11 protein-coding genes are annotated in these 14,709 nt (G+C 69.9%); 7 read left to right on the top strand and 4 right to left on the bottom strand.

Going from position 1 to position 14,709, the window contains the following annotated elements; translation table 11 throughout:
- Window positions 1-51 precede the first annotated feature (51 nt).
- The 5 genes from DJ018_RS18390 (at window position 52) to DJ018_RS18370 (ending at window position 6,011) form a co-directional block, all read left to right on the top strand.
- Window positions 52-912, top strand: coding sequence for a pirin family protein (locus DJ018_RS18390; protein WP_111516449.1), 861 nt, complete (start codon window positions 52-54; stop codon window positions 910-912).
- 87 nt (window positions 913-999) lie between these two features.
- A complete protein-coding gene (locus DJ018_RS18385) occupies window positions 1,000-2,862 on the top strand; it encodes a methanol/ethanol family PQQ-dependent dehydrogenase (RefSeq protein WP_111516448.1) in 1,863 nt (620 codons plus the stop codon).
- Window positions 2,863-2,866: 4 nt separating this feature from the next.
- Window positions 2,867-3,838: a PQQ-dependent catabolism-associated beta-propeller protein gene (locus DJ018_RS18380; RefSeq protein WP_111516447.1), complete on the top strand. Its 972-nt coding sequence runs from the start codon at window positions 2,867-2,869 to the stop codon at window positions 3,836-3,838.
- The gene (locus tag DJ018_RS18375) at window positions 3,838-4,641 is read left to right on the top strand and encodes a substrate-binding domain-containing protein (RefSeq protein WP_111516517.1); all 804 of its coding nucleotides are present in this window, start codon (window positions 3,838-3,840) and stop codon (window positions 4,639-4,641) included. The genes DJ018_RS18380 and DJ018_RS18375 overlap by 1 nt, the downstream gene beginning before the upstream one ends.
- Window positions 4,642-4,682: 41 nt before the next feature.
- Window positions 4,683-6,011: an anthranilate synthase component I family protein gene (locus tag DJ018_RS18370; protein ID WP_111516446.1), complete on the top strand. Its 1,329-nt coding sequence runs from the start codon at window positions 4,683-4,685 to the stop codon at window positions 6,009-6,011.
- On the opposite strand, the gene DJ018_RS18365 is transcribed toward DJ018_RS18370, so the two are convergent.
- Window positions 6,008-6,205, bottom strand: coding sequence for a hypothetical protein (locus DJ018_RS18365; RefSeq protein ID WP_111516445.1), 198 nt, complete (start codon window positions 6,203-6,205; stop codon window positions 6,008-6,010). The genes DJ018_RS18370 and DJ018_RS18365 overlap by 4 nt on opposite strands.
- Window positions 6,206-6,719: 514 nt before the next feature.
- Here DJ018_RS18365 and DJ018_RS19290 point away from each other — a divergent pair.
- On the top strand, window positions 6,720-7,418 hold the full coding sequence (locus DJ018_RS19290) for a Crp/Fnr family transcriptional regulator (protein ID WP_165842973.1): 699 nt from the start codon (window positions 6,720-6,722) through the stop codon (window positions 7,416-7,418).
- Window positions 7,419-7,436: 18 nt separating this feature from the next.
- On the opposite strand, the gene ppc is transcribed toward DJ018_RS19290, so the two are convergent.
- The gene (gene ppc, locus DJ018_RS18355; RefSeq protein ID WP_111516443.1) at window positions 7,437-10,130 is read right to left on the bottom strand and encodes a phosphoenolpyruvate carboxylase; all 2,694 of its coding nucleotides are present in this window, start codon (window positions 10,128-10,130) and stop codon (window positions 7,437-7,439) included.
- Between the two features lie 93 nt (window positions 10,131-10,223).
- Here ppc and DJ018_RS18350 point away from each other — a divergent pair, with 93 nt between their 5' ends.
- Window positions 10,224-11,504, top strand: coding sequence for an amidase (locus DJ018_RS18350; protein ID WP_111516442.1), 1,281 nt, complete (start codon window positions 10,224-10,226; stop codon window positions 11,502-11,504).
- Here the strand turns inward: DJ018_RS18350 and DJ018_RS18345 are convergent.
- Both DJ018_RS18345 and DJ018_RS18340 read right to left on the bottom strand, forming a co-directional pair.
- On the bottom strand, window positions 11,501-14,017 hold the full coding sequence (locus DJ018_RS18345; protein WP_111516441.1) for an ABC transporter permease: 2,517 nt from the start codon (window positions 14,015-14,017) through the stop codon (window positions 11,501-11,503). The genes DJ018_RS18350 and DJ018_RS18345 overlap by 4 nt on opposite strands.
- A complete protein-coding gene (locus DJ018_RS18340) occupies window positions 14,014-14,694 on the bottom strand; it encodes an ABC transporter ATP-binding protein (RefSeq protein WP_111516440.1) in 681 nt (226 codons plus the stop codon). The genes DJ018_RS18345 and DJ018_RS18340 overlap by 4 nt, the downstream gene beginning before the upstream one ends.
- Between the last annotated feature and the right edge of the window lie 15 nt (window positions 14,695-14,709).

Here is a 14,709-nt window from a genome sequence, read left to right as displayed (position 1 = left end):
GATCGGAACGCCGGGCTGGCCTATAGGCATGGCCAGCACCAGGAGAGACCGATGCCCGCCAAGACCGTGATCGCCCAGCACGCCGCCTACCGCGACGACATCGGTGACCTGGTCACACGGCGTCCGGTGCCTGGCCCCGGCCTGGAGCAGGTGGATCCGTTCCTGTTCCTGAACCACCACGGGCCGCAGACCTATCCGCCGAACAACCGCGGCCTGCCATTCGGGCCGCACCCGCACCGCGGCTTCGAGACGGTGACCTTCATCCTGCACGGAGAGCTGGCGCACCGCGACAGCGCAGGTCACGAGAGCATCATCCGCAAGGGCGGCGTGCAGTGGATGACGGCCGGTTCCGGCCTGGTGCACGCGGAGATCTCGCCTGACGACTTCAAGCGCCAAGGCGGGCCGATGGAAATCCTGCAGCTGTGGGTGAACCTGCCCTCCCGCCTGAAGATGACGACGCCGCGCTACATCGGCGTCCAGGCGCCCGAGATCCCGACGCTGAGCGCTGACGGCGGCAAGGCGATGGTGCACCTGATCTCCGGCAGCTGGAGTGGCCAGACCGGGCCCGTGCCTTCGCTCACCGGCGTGTTCATGAGCTGGATCGAACTGCAGGCGCGCGGACGCGCCGGCTTCGGCTCCCTGGGCGGTCGGAGCGTGCTGCTCTACGTCGTTTCCGGACAGGTGACGGTGAACGGCACGGTGGCGCCGGAGTGGAACCTCGTCCGGCTCGACCTCGAAGGCGACATGGTGGAGATCGTCGCCCAGACCGACGCCGTGGTGCTGTTCGGCCATGCCGAGCCCATCGATGAGCCGGTCGTGGCCCACGGCCCGTTCGTGATGAACACCCGCGAGGAGATCGTCCAGGCGATCCGCGACTACCAGGCCGGGCTGTTCGAAGGCGTCGCCGTCTAACCTTTGATGAAGCTCCGCCGCCGGAATGATCCATCCGGCGAAACCGGGCGTTAAGCTCGAGTGCTGGGGCGTTCCATGAGGACATGCATGACGTCGCGTGGATGGCGGGGCTGGACGGCCGCGGGTCAGGTGGCGCTCGCATCCGTTCTGGCGCTTTCGATCGCCGCTTGCGACCGCAAGTCCCCGGCGCCTCTGGCGGCCAAGCAGACAGCGGCCCAGCCGGCCAGCGCGACGGGCGCGACGGCGTCCATCCCGGCCGAGGACGGCCAGTGGACCATGCCGGCCAAGGACTACGCCTCCACCCGGTTTTCCGGCCTTTCCGAGATCAACGCCGGAAATGTGCAGAACCTGAAGGTGGCCTTCACCTTCTCCACGGGCGTCAACAAAGGGCAGGAAGCCGCGCCCATCGTGGTCGGCGGCACGATGTACATCGTCACCCCCTACCCCAACGACCTCTATGCGCTGGATCTCACCAAGCCTGGCGCGCCAGTGAAGTGGAAGTTCTCGCCCAAGCCGTCACCGGCCAGCCAGGGCGTCGCCTGCTGCGACGTGGTCAACCGCGGCGCCGTGTTCTGGAACGGCAAGGTGATCATGAACACCCTGGACGGCTACACCATCGGGGTGGACGCCGCCTCGGGCCAGGAGCTGTGGCGGACCAAGCTGGGGGACATCAACCGCGGCGAGACCATCACGATGGCCCCGCTCGTGGTGAAGGGCAAAGTCCTGGTCGGCAACTCCGGCGGCGAGTTCGGGGTTCGCGGATGGATCACGGCCCTGAACGCCGACACGGGCCGCATCGCCTGGCGCGCCTATCACACCGGTCCGGATCGGGACGTGCTGATCGGGCCGGACTTCAAGCCGTTCTACGACATGGATCGGGGCAAGGACCTGGGGCTGACCAGCTGGCCCGCGGACGCCTGGCGGACGGGCGGCGGGACGGTCTGGGGCTGGATCTCCTACGACCCCGAGCTCGACCTGATCTTCTACGGCACGGGCAACCCTGGTCCGTGGAACGCCGAACAGCGGCCAGGCGACAACAAGTGGACCAGCGGCGTCTTCGCCCGCGATCCCGACACCGGCCAGGCGAAGTGGTTCTACCAGACCTCCCCGCACGACGCGCACGACTACGACGGGATCAACGAGAACCTGCTGCTGGAGCTGCCGATCGGCGGCCAGACGCGCAAGGTGATCGCCCGGCCCGAGCGCAACGGCTATCTCTACATCCTGGACCGTGCGACAGGCGAAGTGCTGTCGGCGGAGCCGTTTTCGCACATCAACTCCAGCTATGGCGTCGACCTGAAGACCGGCCGGCTGAAGGTCAACCACGAGAAGGTCCCGCAGCAGGGCAAGGTGATCCGCGACATCTGCCCTGTGGCCTCCGGCGCCAAGGACTGGAACCCGTCGGCCTTCTCCCCGCGGACGGGCCTCATCTACATCCCGCACGCCAACCTCTGCATGGACTGGGAGAACGTCGAGGCGAACTACATCGCCGGGACGCCCTATGTGGGCGCGGAGGTGCGCTTCAAGCCTCGCCCGGGCGGCAACCGCGGCCTGTTCACGGCCTGGGACCCGGTCAAGAAGGCGGTGGCCTGGCAGATCAAGGAAGACCTGCCGCTGTGGTCCGGCGCGGTCGCGACCGCCGGCGACGTGGTGTTCTACGGGACCATGGACGGCTGGTTCAAAGCCGTGGACGCCCGCAGCGGCAAGCCCCTGTGGCAGTTCAAGACGGAGTCCGGGATCATCGGCCAGCCGGTCGTCTATCGCGGGCCGGACGGACACCAGTACGTGGCGATCCTCTCAGGGGTCGGCGGATGGGCCGGGGCGATCGTGTCCAACGACCTGGATCCGCGAGATCCGACGGCGGGCCTGGGCTTTGTCGGCGCCATGGCCGACCTGAAGCAGAAGACCACGGCGGGCGGGTCGCTCTACGTCTTCTCGCTGCCGCACTGACGCCATGCGCCGCATCCTGATCTGCGCACTAGCCCTGGCCGCATGCGCCTGCAGCCGTCCCGCGCCGACGACGCCGCACACCATCTACGTCTCGGATGAGCAGGCCGACGTGATCCACGTGGTCGACGGCAAGACGCTGGCGCCCGTCGGACGCATCCCGGTTGGAGACCGGCCAAGGGGCCTGGGCCTTTCGCCCGATGGCAAGACGCTGTTCGTGGCGGTCAGCGACGACAACCGCATCGCCATGATCGACGTGGCGACGCGGCAGGTGCGCGGGACCCTCGACTCCGGCCCCGACCCCGAGCGGTTCGCCATCAGCCCCGACGGCGGCATGCTCTATGTCGCCAACGAAGACGACGGGGAGGTCAGCTTCCTGCAGGTCGCGGCCAACCGGATCGTCAACAAGACCCAGGTGGGCCCCGAGCCCGAGGGCATGGCGGTAAGCCCCGATGGCCGGCTGGTGATCTGCACGTCCGAGGCCGCGAGCCTCGTCCACTTCATCGACGCGGCGACGGGCAAGCTGCTGGACAGCGTCCTCGTGGGCGCGCGCCCCCGGGATGCGGTGTTCAGCCCCGATGGGACGCGGCTCTGGGTGACATCGGAATCGCGGGCCAGCGTGGCGGTGTTCGATGTGGCGAGCCGGCGCATCCTGCACACCATCGACCTGAAGAAGGCCGACCCGCCGCCGAACGTCCAGGCTGTCGGCCTGGCCATGGCCCGGGACGGCGGCAAGGTCTACGCCGCCTTGGGCCGCGGCAATCATGCCATCGAGATCGACACCCGCACCTTCGAAATCCTTCGCCGCTTCAAGACGGGCTTCCGCAACTGGGGCCTTGGCCTGTCGCCGGATGACCGGCGGCTTTATGCGGCGAGCGGCCTGTCGGGCGACCTGACGGTTGTGGACCTGACGAGCGGCAAGACCATCAAGCGGGTCAAGCTCGACGGCCGGCCGTGGGGCGTCGCGGTGGCGCCGTGATGCGCTTGCTGACCGTCCTGCTATGCCTGACCACGCTCGCCGGCTGTGCGCGCGAGCCGAAGGCGCTGCGGGTCTGCGCCGATCCCAACAACCTGCCCTTTTCCAACCGGGCCGGCGAAGGGTTCGAGAACAAGCTGGTGGAGCTCGCCGCCAAGGAGCTTGGCCGCAAGGTCGAGTACACCTGGTGGGCGCAGCGCCGCGGCTATGTCCGCAACACGCTGAAGGACGACCGCTGCGACGTGTGGCCGGGCGTGGCCACTCAGGTGGAGATGCTCGCCACCACGCGGCCGTACTACCGCTCCAGCTATGTGTTTCTCAGCCGAGCGGACCGGAGCCTGGACATCCGCTCGTTCGATGATCCGCGGCTGAAGACCCTGACGGTCGGCGTGCAGATGATCGGCGACGACGCCGCCAACACGCCGCCGGCCCATGCGCTGGCGCGGCGCGGGATCATCGGCAATGTCCGCGGCTACATGCTCTATGGCGACTACAGCCAGCCGAACCCGCCGGCCGCCATCGTGCAGGCGGTGGACCGTGGCGACATCGACGTGGCCGTGGTCTGGGGCCCGCTGGCTGGGTACTTCGCGAGCAAGGCGGCCCATCCGATGCGGCTGGAGCCGGTGACGCCGTGGCTGGACGGGCCGCAGTGGCCGATGATGTTCGACGTCTCCATGGGCGTACGGCGGGAAGACGCCGAGCTGCGTGAGGCCCTCGACCGGGTGCTGGAGCGGCGGGCCGGCGAGATCTCCCGACTGCTGCAGGCCTACCACGTGCCGGTCATGCAGGACCCCGTCGGGCGGTAAGAGCGCTTCATCCCTCCGCCTGCGCAGGCTATGGCGGCGCCATGAACCGGACCATCCTCCTGGAGGCGCCGTGGCGGGAGCCTGCGGCGGTGCTGTCGGCCCTGGCGGACCGGCCGTGGACGATCGGCTTCCTGTCCGGCGGGCCGGGCGCGCGATGGTCCTATGTGGCCAGTGAGCCGGAAGCGGTGCTCGTGGTCGAGCCGCAGGATGCGACGGACGCCTTCGCCGCGCTGCGGGGCTTGGCGCGGGAGGGTGAACTGGCGGAGGGCGGGCCGCCCTTCCAGGGAGGCGTCGCGGGCCTTCTCAGCTACGACCTGGCGGACCGGATCGAGGTGCTGGACCTGCCGCGGCTGCCCGGCTGGCCGGATCTTGCCTGCGCCAGGTACGCCCGCCTGCTCGCCTTCGACCACGAAACGGGGCGGGTGCAGGCGATCGGCCGAGGCGAGACGGCGGCCGAGGCGTCGAGCAACGCGGCGGCCGCCCGGGCGTGGCTCGATCTGGAGCCGCCGGTTCTTGCCAGTTTCAGCGCAAACCTGAGCTCCGACAACGGGCCCGCCTACGAGCGCGCGGTGGCCGAGGTGGTGGAGCGCATCCGGGCGGGGGAGATCTTCCAGGCCAACATCGCCCGGCGGTGGCTGGGCGGCATGGAGAGCGCCGACGCGCCAGCCGAGCTTCTGATGAGACTTGCGGCGGCGAGCCCCTCCCCGTTCGCCGCTTTCCTTCGCCTGCCCGAGGCGGCTTTGGTGTCCAACTCTCCCGAGCGGTTCGTGCAGGTGCGGCCGGTGGAGGGACGGCTGCTCGCGGGCACCGAGCCGATCAAGGGCACCGCGCCGCGGGGCGCTGACGCCGAGCAGGACCGTCAGCTGGCTGATGCGCTGTTGGCGTCGATCAAGGATCGGGCCGAAAACCTGATGATCGTGGACCTGATGCGCAACGATCTGGCGCGGGTCTGCGAGCCGGGCACGGTGACGACGCCGGAGCTGTTCCGGCTCGCCAGCTTCGCCAACGTCCATCATCTGGTGTCGAGGGTGGAAGGCCGCCTTTCGCCCAATCGCGACGCCATCGACCTTCTGCAGGCGGCGTTTCCGCCAGGCTCCATCACCGGGGCGCCCAAGGTTCAGGCGATGAAGGTCATCCGCGATCTGGAAGCCCCGCGCGGTCCGTTCTTTGGATCGCTGTTCCACCTGGGCGTCGACGGCGCCTTGGACTCAAGCGTCCTGATCCGGACAGCCGGCCTTCTTCGCAGGCAAGGCGGCTGGCACGTGGAGGTGCGCGCCGGCGCCGGCATTGTGGCCGACAGTCAGCCCTCAGCGGAGCGCGTGGAGACGGAGGCCAAGGTGTCGGCCCTTGCCCGGGCCGTGAAAGGCTAGGCGGCGCTCCGCAGGGGAACGTCGGGCGCTGCGGCCCGGGCCAGCGCCCGGATCACGTAGGCGGCGGCCACCGCCTTGGTCGGCGCGCGGCCGGTGTCCTGGACCTGGCCCGCGAGGTCGAACGTCGTCCAGTTCCAGCCTTCCTCCGTCCACCGGATGCGGTAGCCAAAAGCGGCGTCGTTCTGGGCGCTCATGTCCAAACTCCAGGCAAACACGAGCCTCTTCAACGGCATGGCCGTGAATTCGTTCCGGCGGGCGGAACCCGGCGGAATCCTGGCCAGGAACTCGCCTTCCAGGCGCAGAGACAGCGGCGCATCCGGCGCTTCAAGAACTCACACTTGCGATGTCGCCCGGCCGACATTGCGAACACCTGCCCAGAGCTGCGCTTCAGTCTACGGATTAACCGATCGGTTCATTTCGAATTCTCTCCGGGCGTTGCGGAGATTGCCCTCGTACGCAGCGACAAGCCCAATTCTTTCGCGAATGTTGGAACCTTCGCCGATCATTGGTGTTTGTCATTCGCGCGCCAGTCCAGGCGCCGCGATTCTGCTAAACTCCGAGTTGCGTCTGTCGCTGACGGGGCTAGGCTGGGTCCATAAGGGCGCGGTTGCCGGGAACAACCGCACAACCAGTTTGGGGGGACACCGGATGACGGGCCGGTTCAAACCTCGCATCGCGCCAAGGCCGCTGGATGCGGTGGTGCGCCGTATGCGAACTCTCGCACTGCTGTCGGAACAGGAACAGGACCTCGTCCGCAACCTCAGCGACCGACGCGAGCGCCACATGGCCGGCGAAGAGCTGGTCGGCGAAGGCCAGACCGGTCGGCGGGCGCGCTTCGTGGTTTCCGGATGGGCGTGCAACCAGCGGGTCCTGCCCGACGGCCGCCGCCAGATCTTCGGCTTCCTCTTGCCCGGCGACTGCTTCAACGTCTGCGAACGCCCCGCCCCGCCCGCCCTGTGCAGCACGGTGGCGCTGACGGCCCTGGAGACGGTGGACGCCGAACCTCTGCTCGAGGCGGCCAATCGCGGTGAAGCGCCGAGCCTGGCCCGCGCCCTCGCGGTTGCGCGGCAGGTCGAACAGGCCCTTCTGCTCGATCACATGGTCCGCCTGGGCCGGCAGACGGCTTACGAGCGGGTCGCTCACTTCCTGCTCGAGCTGCAGCGCCGCCTGGAGATCGCCGGCCTGGGCGACAGCCAGCGCTTCCCGCTGCCGCTGACCCAGGAGATCCTGGCCGACGCGCTGGGCCTCAGCATCGTGCACGTCAATCGCACCCTGCAGCAGCTGCGGCGCGAACGGCTGATCGAGCTTCGGTCGGGCGTGGCCATCCTGCTGCAGCCCGATCTGCTGGCCAGCATCTCCGATTTCCGCCCCACCACGCCGACCAACGCCCTGCGCCGGCCGGCCTGATCGGGGCCCCTCGCCTGCCTAGCCCGTGTTGCGCAGGCCGGCGGCGACGCCGTTGATGGTCAGGTGGATGCCTTCGCGCACCGCAGCGGCGTCATCGCCGCGACGGCGCCGGCGGATCAGCTCGATCTGCAGGTGGTTCAGCGGATCGATGTAGGGCAGCCGCGAGCGGATGATCTCGGCCAGATCGGGGTTCTTCTCCAGCAGACTGGACTGGCCGGTGATTTCCAGCAGGGCGTCGAGCGTGCGGCCCCATTCCGCGCGGATTTGCCCGAACACGTGCTCGGCCAGGGCGCGGTCCTCCACCAGCCCCGCGTAGCGGCCCGCGATAGCGAGGTCGCCCTTGGCGAGAACCATCTCCATGTTGGCCAGGGTGGTCCGGAAGAAGGGCCAGCTCTCGTAGAGCTCCTTCAGCTGAGACATGGGCGCGCCGGAGGCGTTCACCGCCGAGCCAAAGCCGAACCAGCCCGGCAGCATGGCGCGCGACTGGGACCAGGAGAAAACCCACGGGATCGCCCGCAGTCCCTGGATGCTGCGGCTCGCCTGGCGGGAGGTCGGGCGGCTGCCGATGTTCAGGTCGGCGATTTCGCTGATCGGAGTGGCCGCGAAGAAGTAATCCACGAAGCCCGGGGTGTCGTAGACCAGCGCGCGATAGGCGCCCATCGCCTCGCGGGCCAGGGCGTCCATGGCCTTGCTGTGCGGCGCGGCCAGATCGCCAGCGTCCTTGCGGAAGGAAGCCAGCACCACGCCGGCGGTCAGCGTCTCGAGACTTTGGCGCGCCAGTTCCGGATCGGCGTACTTGTTGGCGACCACCTCGCCCTGCTCGGTCACGCGGATGCGGCCGCCGATTGTCCCTTGCGGCTGGGCGAGCAAGGCCTCGAAGCTGGAACCGCCGCCGCGGCCCACCGCGCCGCCACGGCCATGGAACAGCTGCAGGCGCAGGTTCTCGCCGCGCACCACCGACGCCAGGGCGCGGGACGCCTTGTGCAGTTCCCACGTGGAGGTGAGATAGCTGCCGTCCTTGTTGGAGTCGGAGTAGCCGATCATCACTTCCTGCAGCCCAGGGGCGGCGAGCAGCTTGCGGATCAGCGGCATGGACAGGTAGCGCGCCATGGTCTTGGGCGCATCGCGCAGGTCGCCGATGGTCTCGAACAACGGCTCGGCGAAGATCTCGGCGCGCGGCGGATCGCCCGGCGTGAACAGGCCCACTTCCTTGAGCAGGATGTAGACTTCCAGCAGGTCCGACACCGAAGTGGTGTTGGAGACGATGTAGGCGCGGATGGCGTCGGGCCCGTAGTTACGCTTGACCTCGGCTGCCGTTTTCAGGGTCTCGAGCTCGCGCGCCGTCTCTTCCGTGTAGGCAGCGAAGGGCGTCGACAGCAGGCGGCCGTGGCTGAGCTCGCGCGTCAGCAGCTCGCAGCGCTGGCCCTCATCCAGGGACTCGTAGTCCCCGGCGACGCCGGCCGTCTTCAGCAGCTCGGCGACGACGCGGGCGTGGACGGCCGAGTTCTGGCGCATGTCGAGGGTGGCCAGATGGAAGCCGAAGATGTCGATGGCGCGGATCAGGTCGGGCAGCGGGCCTTGGGCGAAGGCCGGCCCATGCTCCCGCAGGAGCGAGTCCAGCACCACCTGCAGTTCGGCCTTCAGCTCCTCGGGCCCGGCGTAGGGCTCCGCGGAGGTGCTGGTCGGGCGCGGCGGCGCCTCGCCGGTCAGGCGCGGATAGGTCGCCGCGAGGCGGGCGTAGATGCCGGTCAGAGCGCGGCGGTAGGGCTCGTCGGTACGATGAGGCGAGTCGTCGTTGGCCTTCTCGGCCAGCGCCTTCAGCTCCGGCGTGACCTCGGCCAGCCCCTGCGAGATCGACAGTTCTGCGCCGAGGGCATGCACCTGATTCAGGTACATGCGCAGCGCCGCCCTTGACTGCCGTGAGAGAGCCCGGCGCATCACCTCGGCGGTGACGAACGGGTTGCCGTCGCGGTCGCCGCCGACCCAGGAGCCGATGCGCAGGAAGCTCGGCAGGTCGTCCGTGCCTTCGAGCACCTCGCCCCAGTGGCCGTACAGCTTCGGCAGTTCGGCCAGGAAGCTGCGCTCGAAGTAAGAGACGGCGTTCTCGATCTCGTCAGCCACGGCGATCTTGACGCTGCGCAGCAGGCGGGTGCGCCAGAAGATCGACACCTCACGCACCAGCTCCTTCTCGATCGCCGCGCGGTCGGAGTCGGTGCGCGCGTGATCGAACGAGTCCAGGTGACGGGCGATGGCGCTTTGACGGTCCAGCACGCTCTTGCGGCGCACCTCGCTGGGGTGGGCGGTGATCACCGGCGCGATCAACGCGTTTTCCAGGAGCGCCCGAACCTCAGCGGGCTCGACCCCGTCCGCCTTCAGGCTGCGCAGGGCACCGGCCAGGGTGTCGAACCTTGCGTCCCCTGCCCTCCCCCGCCGACGCTGGATCTGGTCCTCGGCGACATTGGTGATCTGCAGGAAGCAGGCGAAGGAGTGGGCGAACCGGACAGTTTCCTCCAGGCTCAGCGAGCCGAGCCGTTCCGCCATCAGTCGGGCCGCTTCTTCCGTACCCTCGCGGTGGAAGGCGACGGAGGCCTGGCGGATGTCCTCGATCTGGTTGAACACCGCCTCGCCGTCCTGCACGCGAATGACGTCGCCGAGCACGCGGCCCAGGAAGCGGACGGTGGAGCGGAGCTGATCGGGGAGCGACTGAGTCATGGCGCACGCACAAGCCACGAAGCGAAAGCTGCGTCATCTGGTTTCGAGAACCTCGGTCGGCGATAGTTCGCCGGCGCAGCTTGGAGGTCACGCATGACGCCCGACGAGGCCCTGGCCCGGATCCGACGCTATGACGGACGGCTGAAGGCCTTCGTGCGAGTCTTCGACCCGCCGCTGGCGGGCGAGGACGGCGACGGCCCGACCTTCGCCGTCAAGGACCTGATGGATGTGGAGGGCGTCCCCACCGGAGGCGGCGCCCAGGTGCCGGTGGAGCCCAACCCGCCCTGCCATGCGGCGGTGGTCACACGCCTGCTGCAGGCGGGCTGGAGCGCCATCGGCAAGACCCACACCGTTGAGCTCGCCTACGGCGGATGGGGCACCAACCGAGCAGTCGGCGCGCCGTGGAATCCGTGGGACGCGGCGACGCACCGGGCGCCCGGGGGATCGTCCTCCGGTTCGGCCGTCGCAGTGGCGGCCGGGCTTTGCGATGCCGCGCTCGGGTCCGACACCGGCGGTTCGGTGCGCATCCCCGCCGCCTTGTGCGGCGTGGTGGGACTGAAGCCAGGACGCGGGCTGGTCAGCCTGCGCGGCGTCCACCCCTTGAGCCCCGCGCTGGATACGGTGGGCGCACTTGCCCGTTCGGTGGCGACAGCGGCGCGCATGCTGGCGATCATTTCCGGGCCGGATGACGCGGCGGCCGAGCGCGGCCCGTTCGACGCGGAAGCCGCCCTTTCGGCGGACGCGCGCGGCCGCAGACTGGCCGCCATTCCGCTGGCGGATCTGGGCGACGTCGATCCGGAGGTGGCCCGTCTCTACGAAGCGGCCATCGACCGCTTTCGCAGCACAGGCGTGGAGATCGACATGGTCACTCCGGCGCGGTCGCTGGAGCAGTCTTTCGGACCCAACGGCATGCTGATGGCCGGCGAGGGTTGGCGCATCTGGCGTGATCGTATCGAGCGCCATTCGGACGTCATGGACCCCTGGATCGTACGCAGGTTCCGCGCGGGACGCAGCTTCAGCGACCGGCAGATCGAGGCCGCGCACGCTCGGCGGGCGGAAGACCAGGACGAGTTCCACGCCTGGATGGGGCAGTTCGATGGATTGCTCAGCCCCACCTGCCCGATCCCGGCGCCCCCGCTCGACGAGGTGGACGAGACCATCTCGCCGCTGAGCCGCCTGACCCGCGCCGCCAACTATCTGGATCTGCCCGGGGTCAGCGTGCCCTGCGGACTGACCAGCCAAGGGCTGCCGGTGGGACTGCAGATCCTGGGGCGGCCGCGAGACGAGGCCGGCGTGGTGACCCTGGCGGCCGCGTTCGAAGCCGTGTCCGGCTGGGACGGACGCTCGCCCGATCTGTCAGGGTTCGAAGCCTAGTCGGTGCGCAGGGCCGGCGCAGGCCGCCGCGATAGCGCCTGAAATGCGGCCAGCAGCCCCCCGAGGCTCGCCGCCAGCGCCGCCGCGCCCAGAAGCGCGGCGACACCCGACCAGTCCACGCTCCACTCCGCCTCGAACACCTTGACCACCACCGGCCAGGCCGCCGCATACCCAAGCCCCACGCCGGCAGCGCCTGCCAGTAGCCCCACCGCGCCGTACTCGAAGACATAGGCTGTGAGGATCTGTCCTCGGGAAGCGCCCAGCACCTTGAGGATGGCCGCCTCTCGCGTTCGCTCGCGCGCACGGGCCGCGATGGCCCCGGCCAGCACCAACAGGCCCGCCAGAGCGGCCACCGCAGCGGCGGACCGGATCGCGAGCGCCAGCCGGTCGAACAGCTCCACCGCAGCCTCGAGCTGTTCGCGCACCGAGATGACGTCCACCTCCGGGAAGTCGCGCCCGAGCGCGCGGATGATGGCGCTTTCCTGGGCCCGAGACGCCTTGGCGATGGCGACGTGCCGAAGCTCCGCCCCCTCGAACGCGGACGGGGTGAGGATCACAGGAAAGCTTGGGCCGAAGGATCCGAACTCCACCTTCCTCAGAGCCGCAACCCGAGCTTCGATGTCGCGCCCGAGCACCGACAAGGTGATGGTGTCGCCGACCCGCACGCCGCCGCCGCGGGCCATGTCCTCTTCCAGAGCAACGAGCGGCGGACCCCGGTAGTCAGCCGGCCACCAGCGCCCCTCGGTGACCGCCGCTGCGGCGGGTTCGGGACCGATCGCTGAGAGCGTGACGTCCGCGTCGTAGGCCCAGCGCTCGCCCGGCGCGATGCGCGCTGGATTCACAGGCGCCCCACGGATGGCCGCGATCCGGCCGGTGACCATGGGCGCGCGGAGGTACGTGTCCTCACGCAGAGGCGCTCCCACCGCCTGCCGCACGGCGGCGTCGAAGGCCTCGGCCCGCTCGCCAGGGATATCGGTGAAGACCAGCGCGGGCGCGGTGCGCGGGGCGACGTCTCCGACCTGATGCAGGAGGCTGGACTGGATCAGCACCACCGCGGCCAGCAAAGCGACACCCAGACCGATCGCCGGCGCGGCGGTTCGGGCGGCGGACCTGGGGCCCGCCAGGTTGGCGAGACCGATCCGCAGGGCGCCGCGCGCGAAGCCCCGCGCACGGCCGGCGACAGCTGCCGCACCCCAGCCCATGAGCCACAGCAAGGCGAAGGCGATGGCGACGCCGCCGATCATCCCGGCCGCCGCGAGGGGCGTGGGCGCGCCGATCACGGCCAGGGCGGCCAAGCCTGCGCCCGCCAGGATCGCGCCCACCAGCTCCGGCCCAAAACGCAAGCCGCCGGCGAGTTCGCGACGGAAGAGGCTGGCGGGCGGCGTCGCACGGGCTCTCCCCAGCGGAGCCAGGGAGAAGGCCGACGCTGCGAGCAGGCCGAAGGCGGCCGCCTTGAGCAAGGGTGCGGGATAAACGCGGAACAGGGCCGGCACGGGCAGTTGATCCTGGACAAGCCGCCCCACAAGCAGGGGCGCCAGGGCGCCGACCGCCAGGCCGATGGCCACGCCCAAACCCGCCAGCACGCCGATCTGGATCAGGTACAGGTTGCGGACGAGAGCTCCGTCGGCGCCCAGCGCCTTCAAGGCGGCGATGGAAGGCTTTCGCTGCTCCAGATAGGCGCTGACGGCCCCGAACACGCCAAGCCCGCCGGCGACAAGCGACGCCAGACCGATGAAACCCAGGAAGTACTCCAGGCGATCGATCATCCGGCCCAGGCCGGGCGTCGCGTCCTGGCGATCCCGCACCCGGTAGGAGCCGCTCATGACCCGAGTGATCGCGCTGCGCGCCTGCGGGACGTCCGTTCCGGCAGCCAGGGAGATCCGGGCGGTCTCCCCGAACGGGAGGCCCGGCGCAAGGAAGCCGCCCTGCTCCACCGCCTGCCGGCTGGCGAGGACCCGCAGGCCCAGCGCGAACCCGCGGGACAGGCGGTCGGGCTCCTCAAGAAGGATGGCGCGGGCGCTCACCGGAAGGTTGCCCACTATGAACCGGTCGCCCAGCTTGAGGCCGAGGCGGTCCAGGACAGCCTGTTCCACGGCCACACCTGCGGCTCCGTCGCGGAAGGCCAGCGCCTCGGCCAGAGAGGCGGCGCCAGAGATCTCAACCTGGCCGGCCAGGGGGTAATTGGAGCCAACGCCGCGCAGCTCGACCAGGCGTCGCTCTCCGGACGGCGCTTCGGCCATCGCCCGGGTGACGACGGCGTAGGAGACCTCGCCCTGGCGTTGGAGGCCGGCGCGCTCGGCGGCCGTGAAGCCCCGCTCGCGCAGGCTGACGGCGAGATCGCCGCCGAGGATCTCCCGGGCGTGAACCGCCAGGCCCTGCCGGAACGCCTCGGCCGTCGAGCCGGCGGATGCGATCGCGGCGACGCCGAGCGCGAGGCAGGCCAGGAAGATCCGGAACCCGCGAACGCCGGCCCGCAGCTCGCGCACGGCGAACCGCAGCGAAAGAGGGGTCATGCAGCCACGGCTCCCGCGGCCAGTCGCACCGTCCGTCCAGCCCGGCGGGCCAGGGCTTCGTCGTGGGTGACCAGCACAAGGGCGGCGCCCGTCTGGCTGACGAGCTCGAACATCAGATCCGCCACCCGCGCGGCGTTGGCCGCGTCGAGGTTGCCTGTCGGCTCGTCCGCGAACAGCAGCGCCGGTCGACCGGCCAGCGCCCGCGCCAGGGCCACGCGCTGCTGCTCGCCGCCGGAGAGCTGGTGGGGATAGTGGTGCATCCGGGCCGAAAGGCCGACGCGGTCCAGCCAGTCGCGCGCGGTTCGATCCGCCTGCCGCACGCCGGCGATCTCCAGCGGCGCCGCGACGTTCTCCACCGCCGTCATGTTCGGCAGGAGGTGGAAGCTCTGGAAGACAAGGGACACGCGTCCACGCCGCAGGCGCGCGCGGCCGTCCTCGTCGAGGCTGGCGAGATCTTGTCCGAAGAGCCGCACGCGGCCTTGGGTCGGCCGCTCCAGGCCGGCAGCCAGGGAGATCAGCGACGACTTGCCGGAACCGGAGGGGCCCAGCAGGGCCAGTTGCTCGCCGGTCGCCACGTTCAGGTCCAGGCCGCGGAGGATTTCCACCGGGCCTGCTGGCGAAGGCAAGGTGAGGCCGACCTGTTCCAGGACGAGCGGATCGACGGGCGCGTCTGGCAAGCGGACCTCTGCGTT

This window comes from Phenylobacterium deserti, assembly GCF_003254705.1.
Lineage (GTDB): Bacteria > Pseudomonadota > Alphaproteobacteria > Caulobacterales > Caulobacteraceae > Phenylobacterium > Phenylobacterium deserti.
The sequence above is the reverse complement of the archived record's forward strand: the minus strand, read 5'-3'. Positions and strand labels throughout refer to the sequence as shown.

Bases quoted from the DNA above. Each gene is read 5' to 3' on its own strand.
- DJ018_RS18350 (WP_111516442.1), top strand. From the start codon at position 10,224: ATGACGCCCGACGAGGCCCTGGCCCGGATCCGACGCTATGACGGACGG.
- DJ018_RS19290 (WP_165842973.1), top strand. From the start codon at position 6,720: ATGCGAACTCTCGCACTGCTGTCGGAACAGGAACAGGACCTCGTCCGC.
- DJ018_RS18375 (WP_111516517.1), top strand. From the start codon at position 3,838: ATGCGCTTGCTGACCGTCCTGCTATGCCTGACCACGCTCGCCGGCTGT.
- DJ018_RS18365 (WP_111516445.1), bottom strand. From the start codon at position 6,205: ATGAGCGCCCAGAACGACGCCGCTTTTGGCTACCGCATCCGGTGGACG.
- DJ018_RS18380 (WP_111516447.1), top strand. From the start codon at position 2,867: ATGCGCCGCATCCTGATCTGCGCACTAGCCCTGGCCGCATGCGCCTGC.
- DJ018_RS18390 (WP_111516449.1), top strand. From the start codon at position 52: ATGCCCGCCAAGACCGTGATCGCCCAGCACGCCGCCTACCGCGACGAC.
- DJ018_RS18370 (WP_111516446.1), top strand. From the start codon at position 4,683: ATGAACCGGACCATCCTCCTGGAGGCGCCGTGGCGGGAGCCTGCGGCG.
- DJ018_RS18385 (WP_111516448.1), top strand. From the start codon at position 1,000: ATGACGTCGCGTGGATGGCGGGGCTGGACGGCCGCGGGTCAGGTGGCG.
- ppc (WP_111516443.1), bottom strand. From the start codon at position 10,130: ATGACTCAGTCGCTCCCCGATCAGCTCCGCTCCACCGTCCGCTTCCTG.
- DJ018_RS18345 (WP_111516441.1), bottom strand. From the start codon at position 14,017: ATGACCCCTCTTTCGCTGCGGTTCGCCGTGCGCGAGCTGCGGGCCGGC.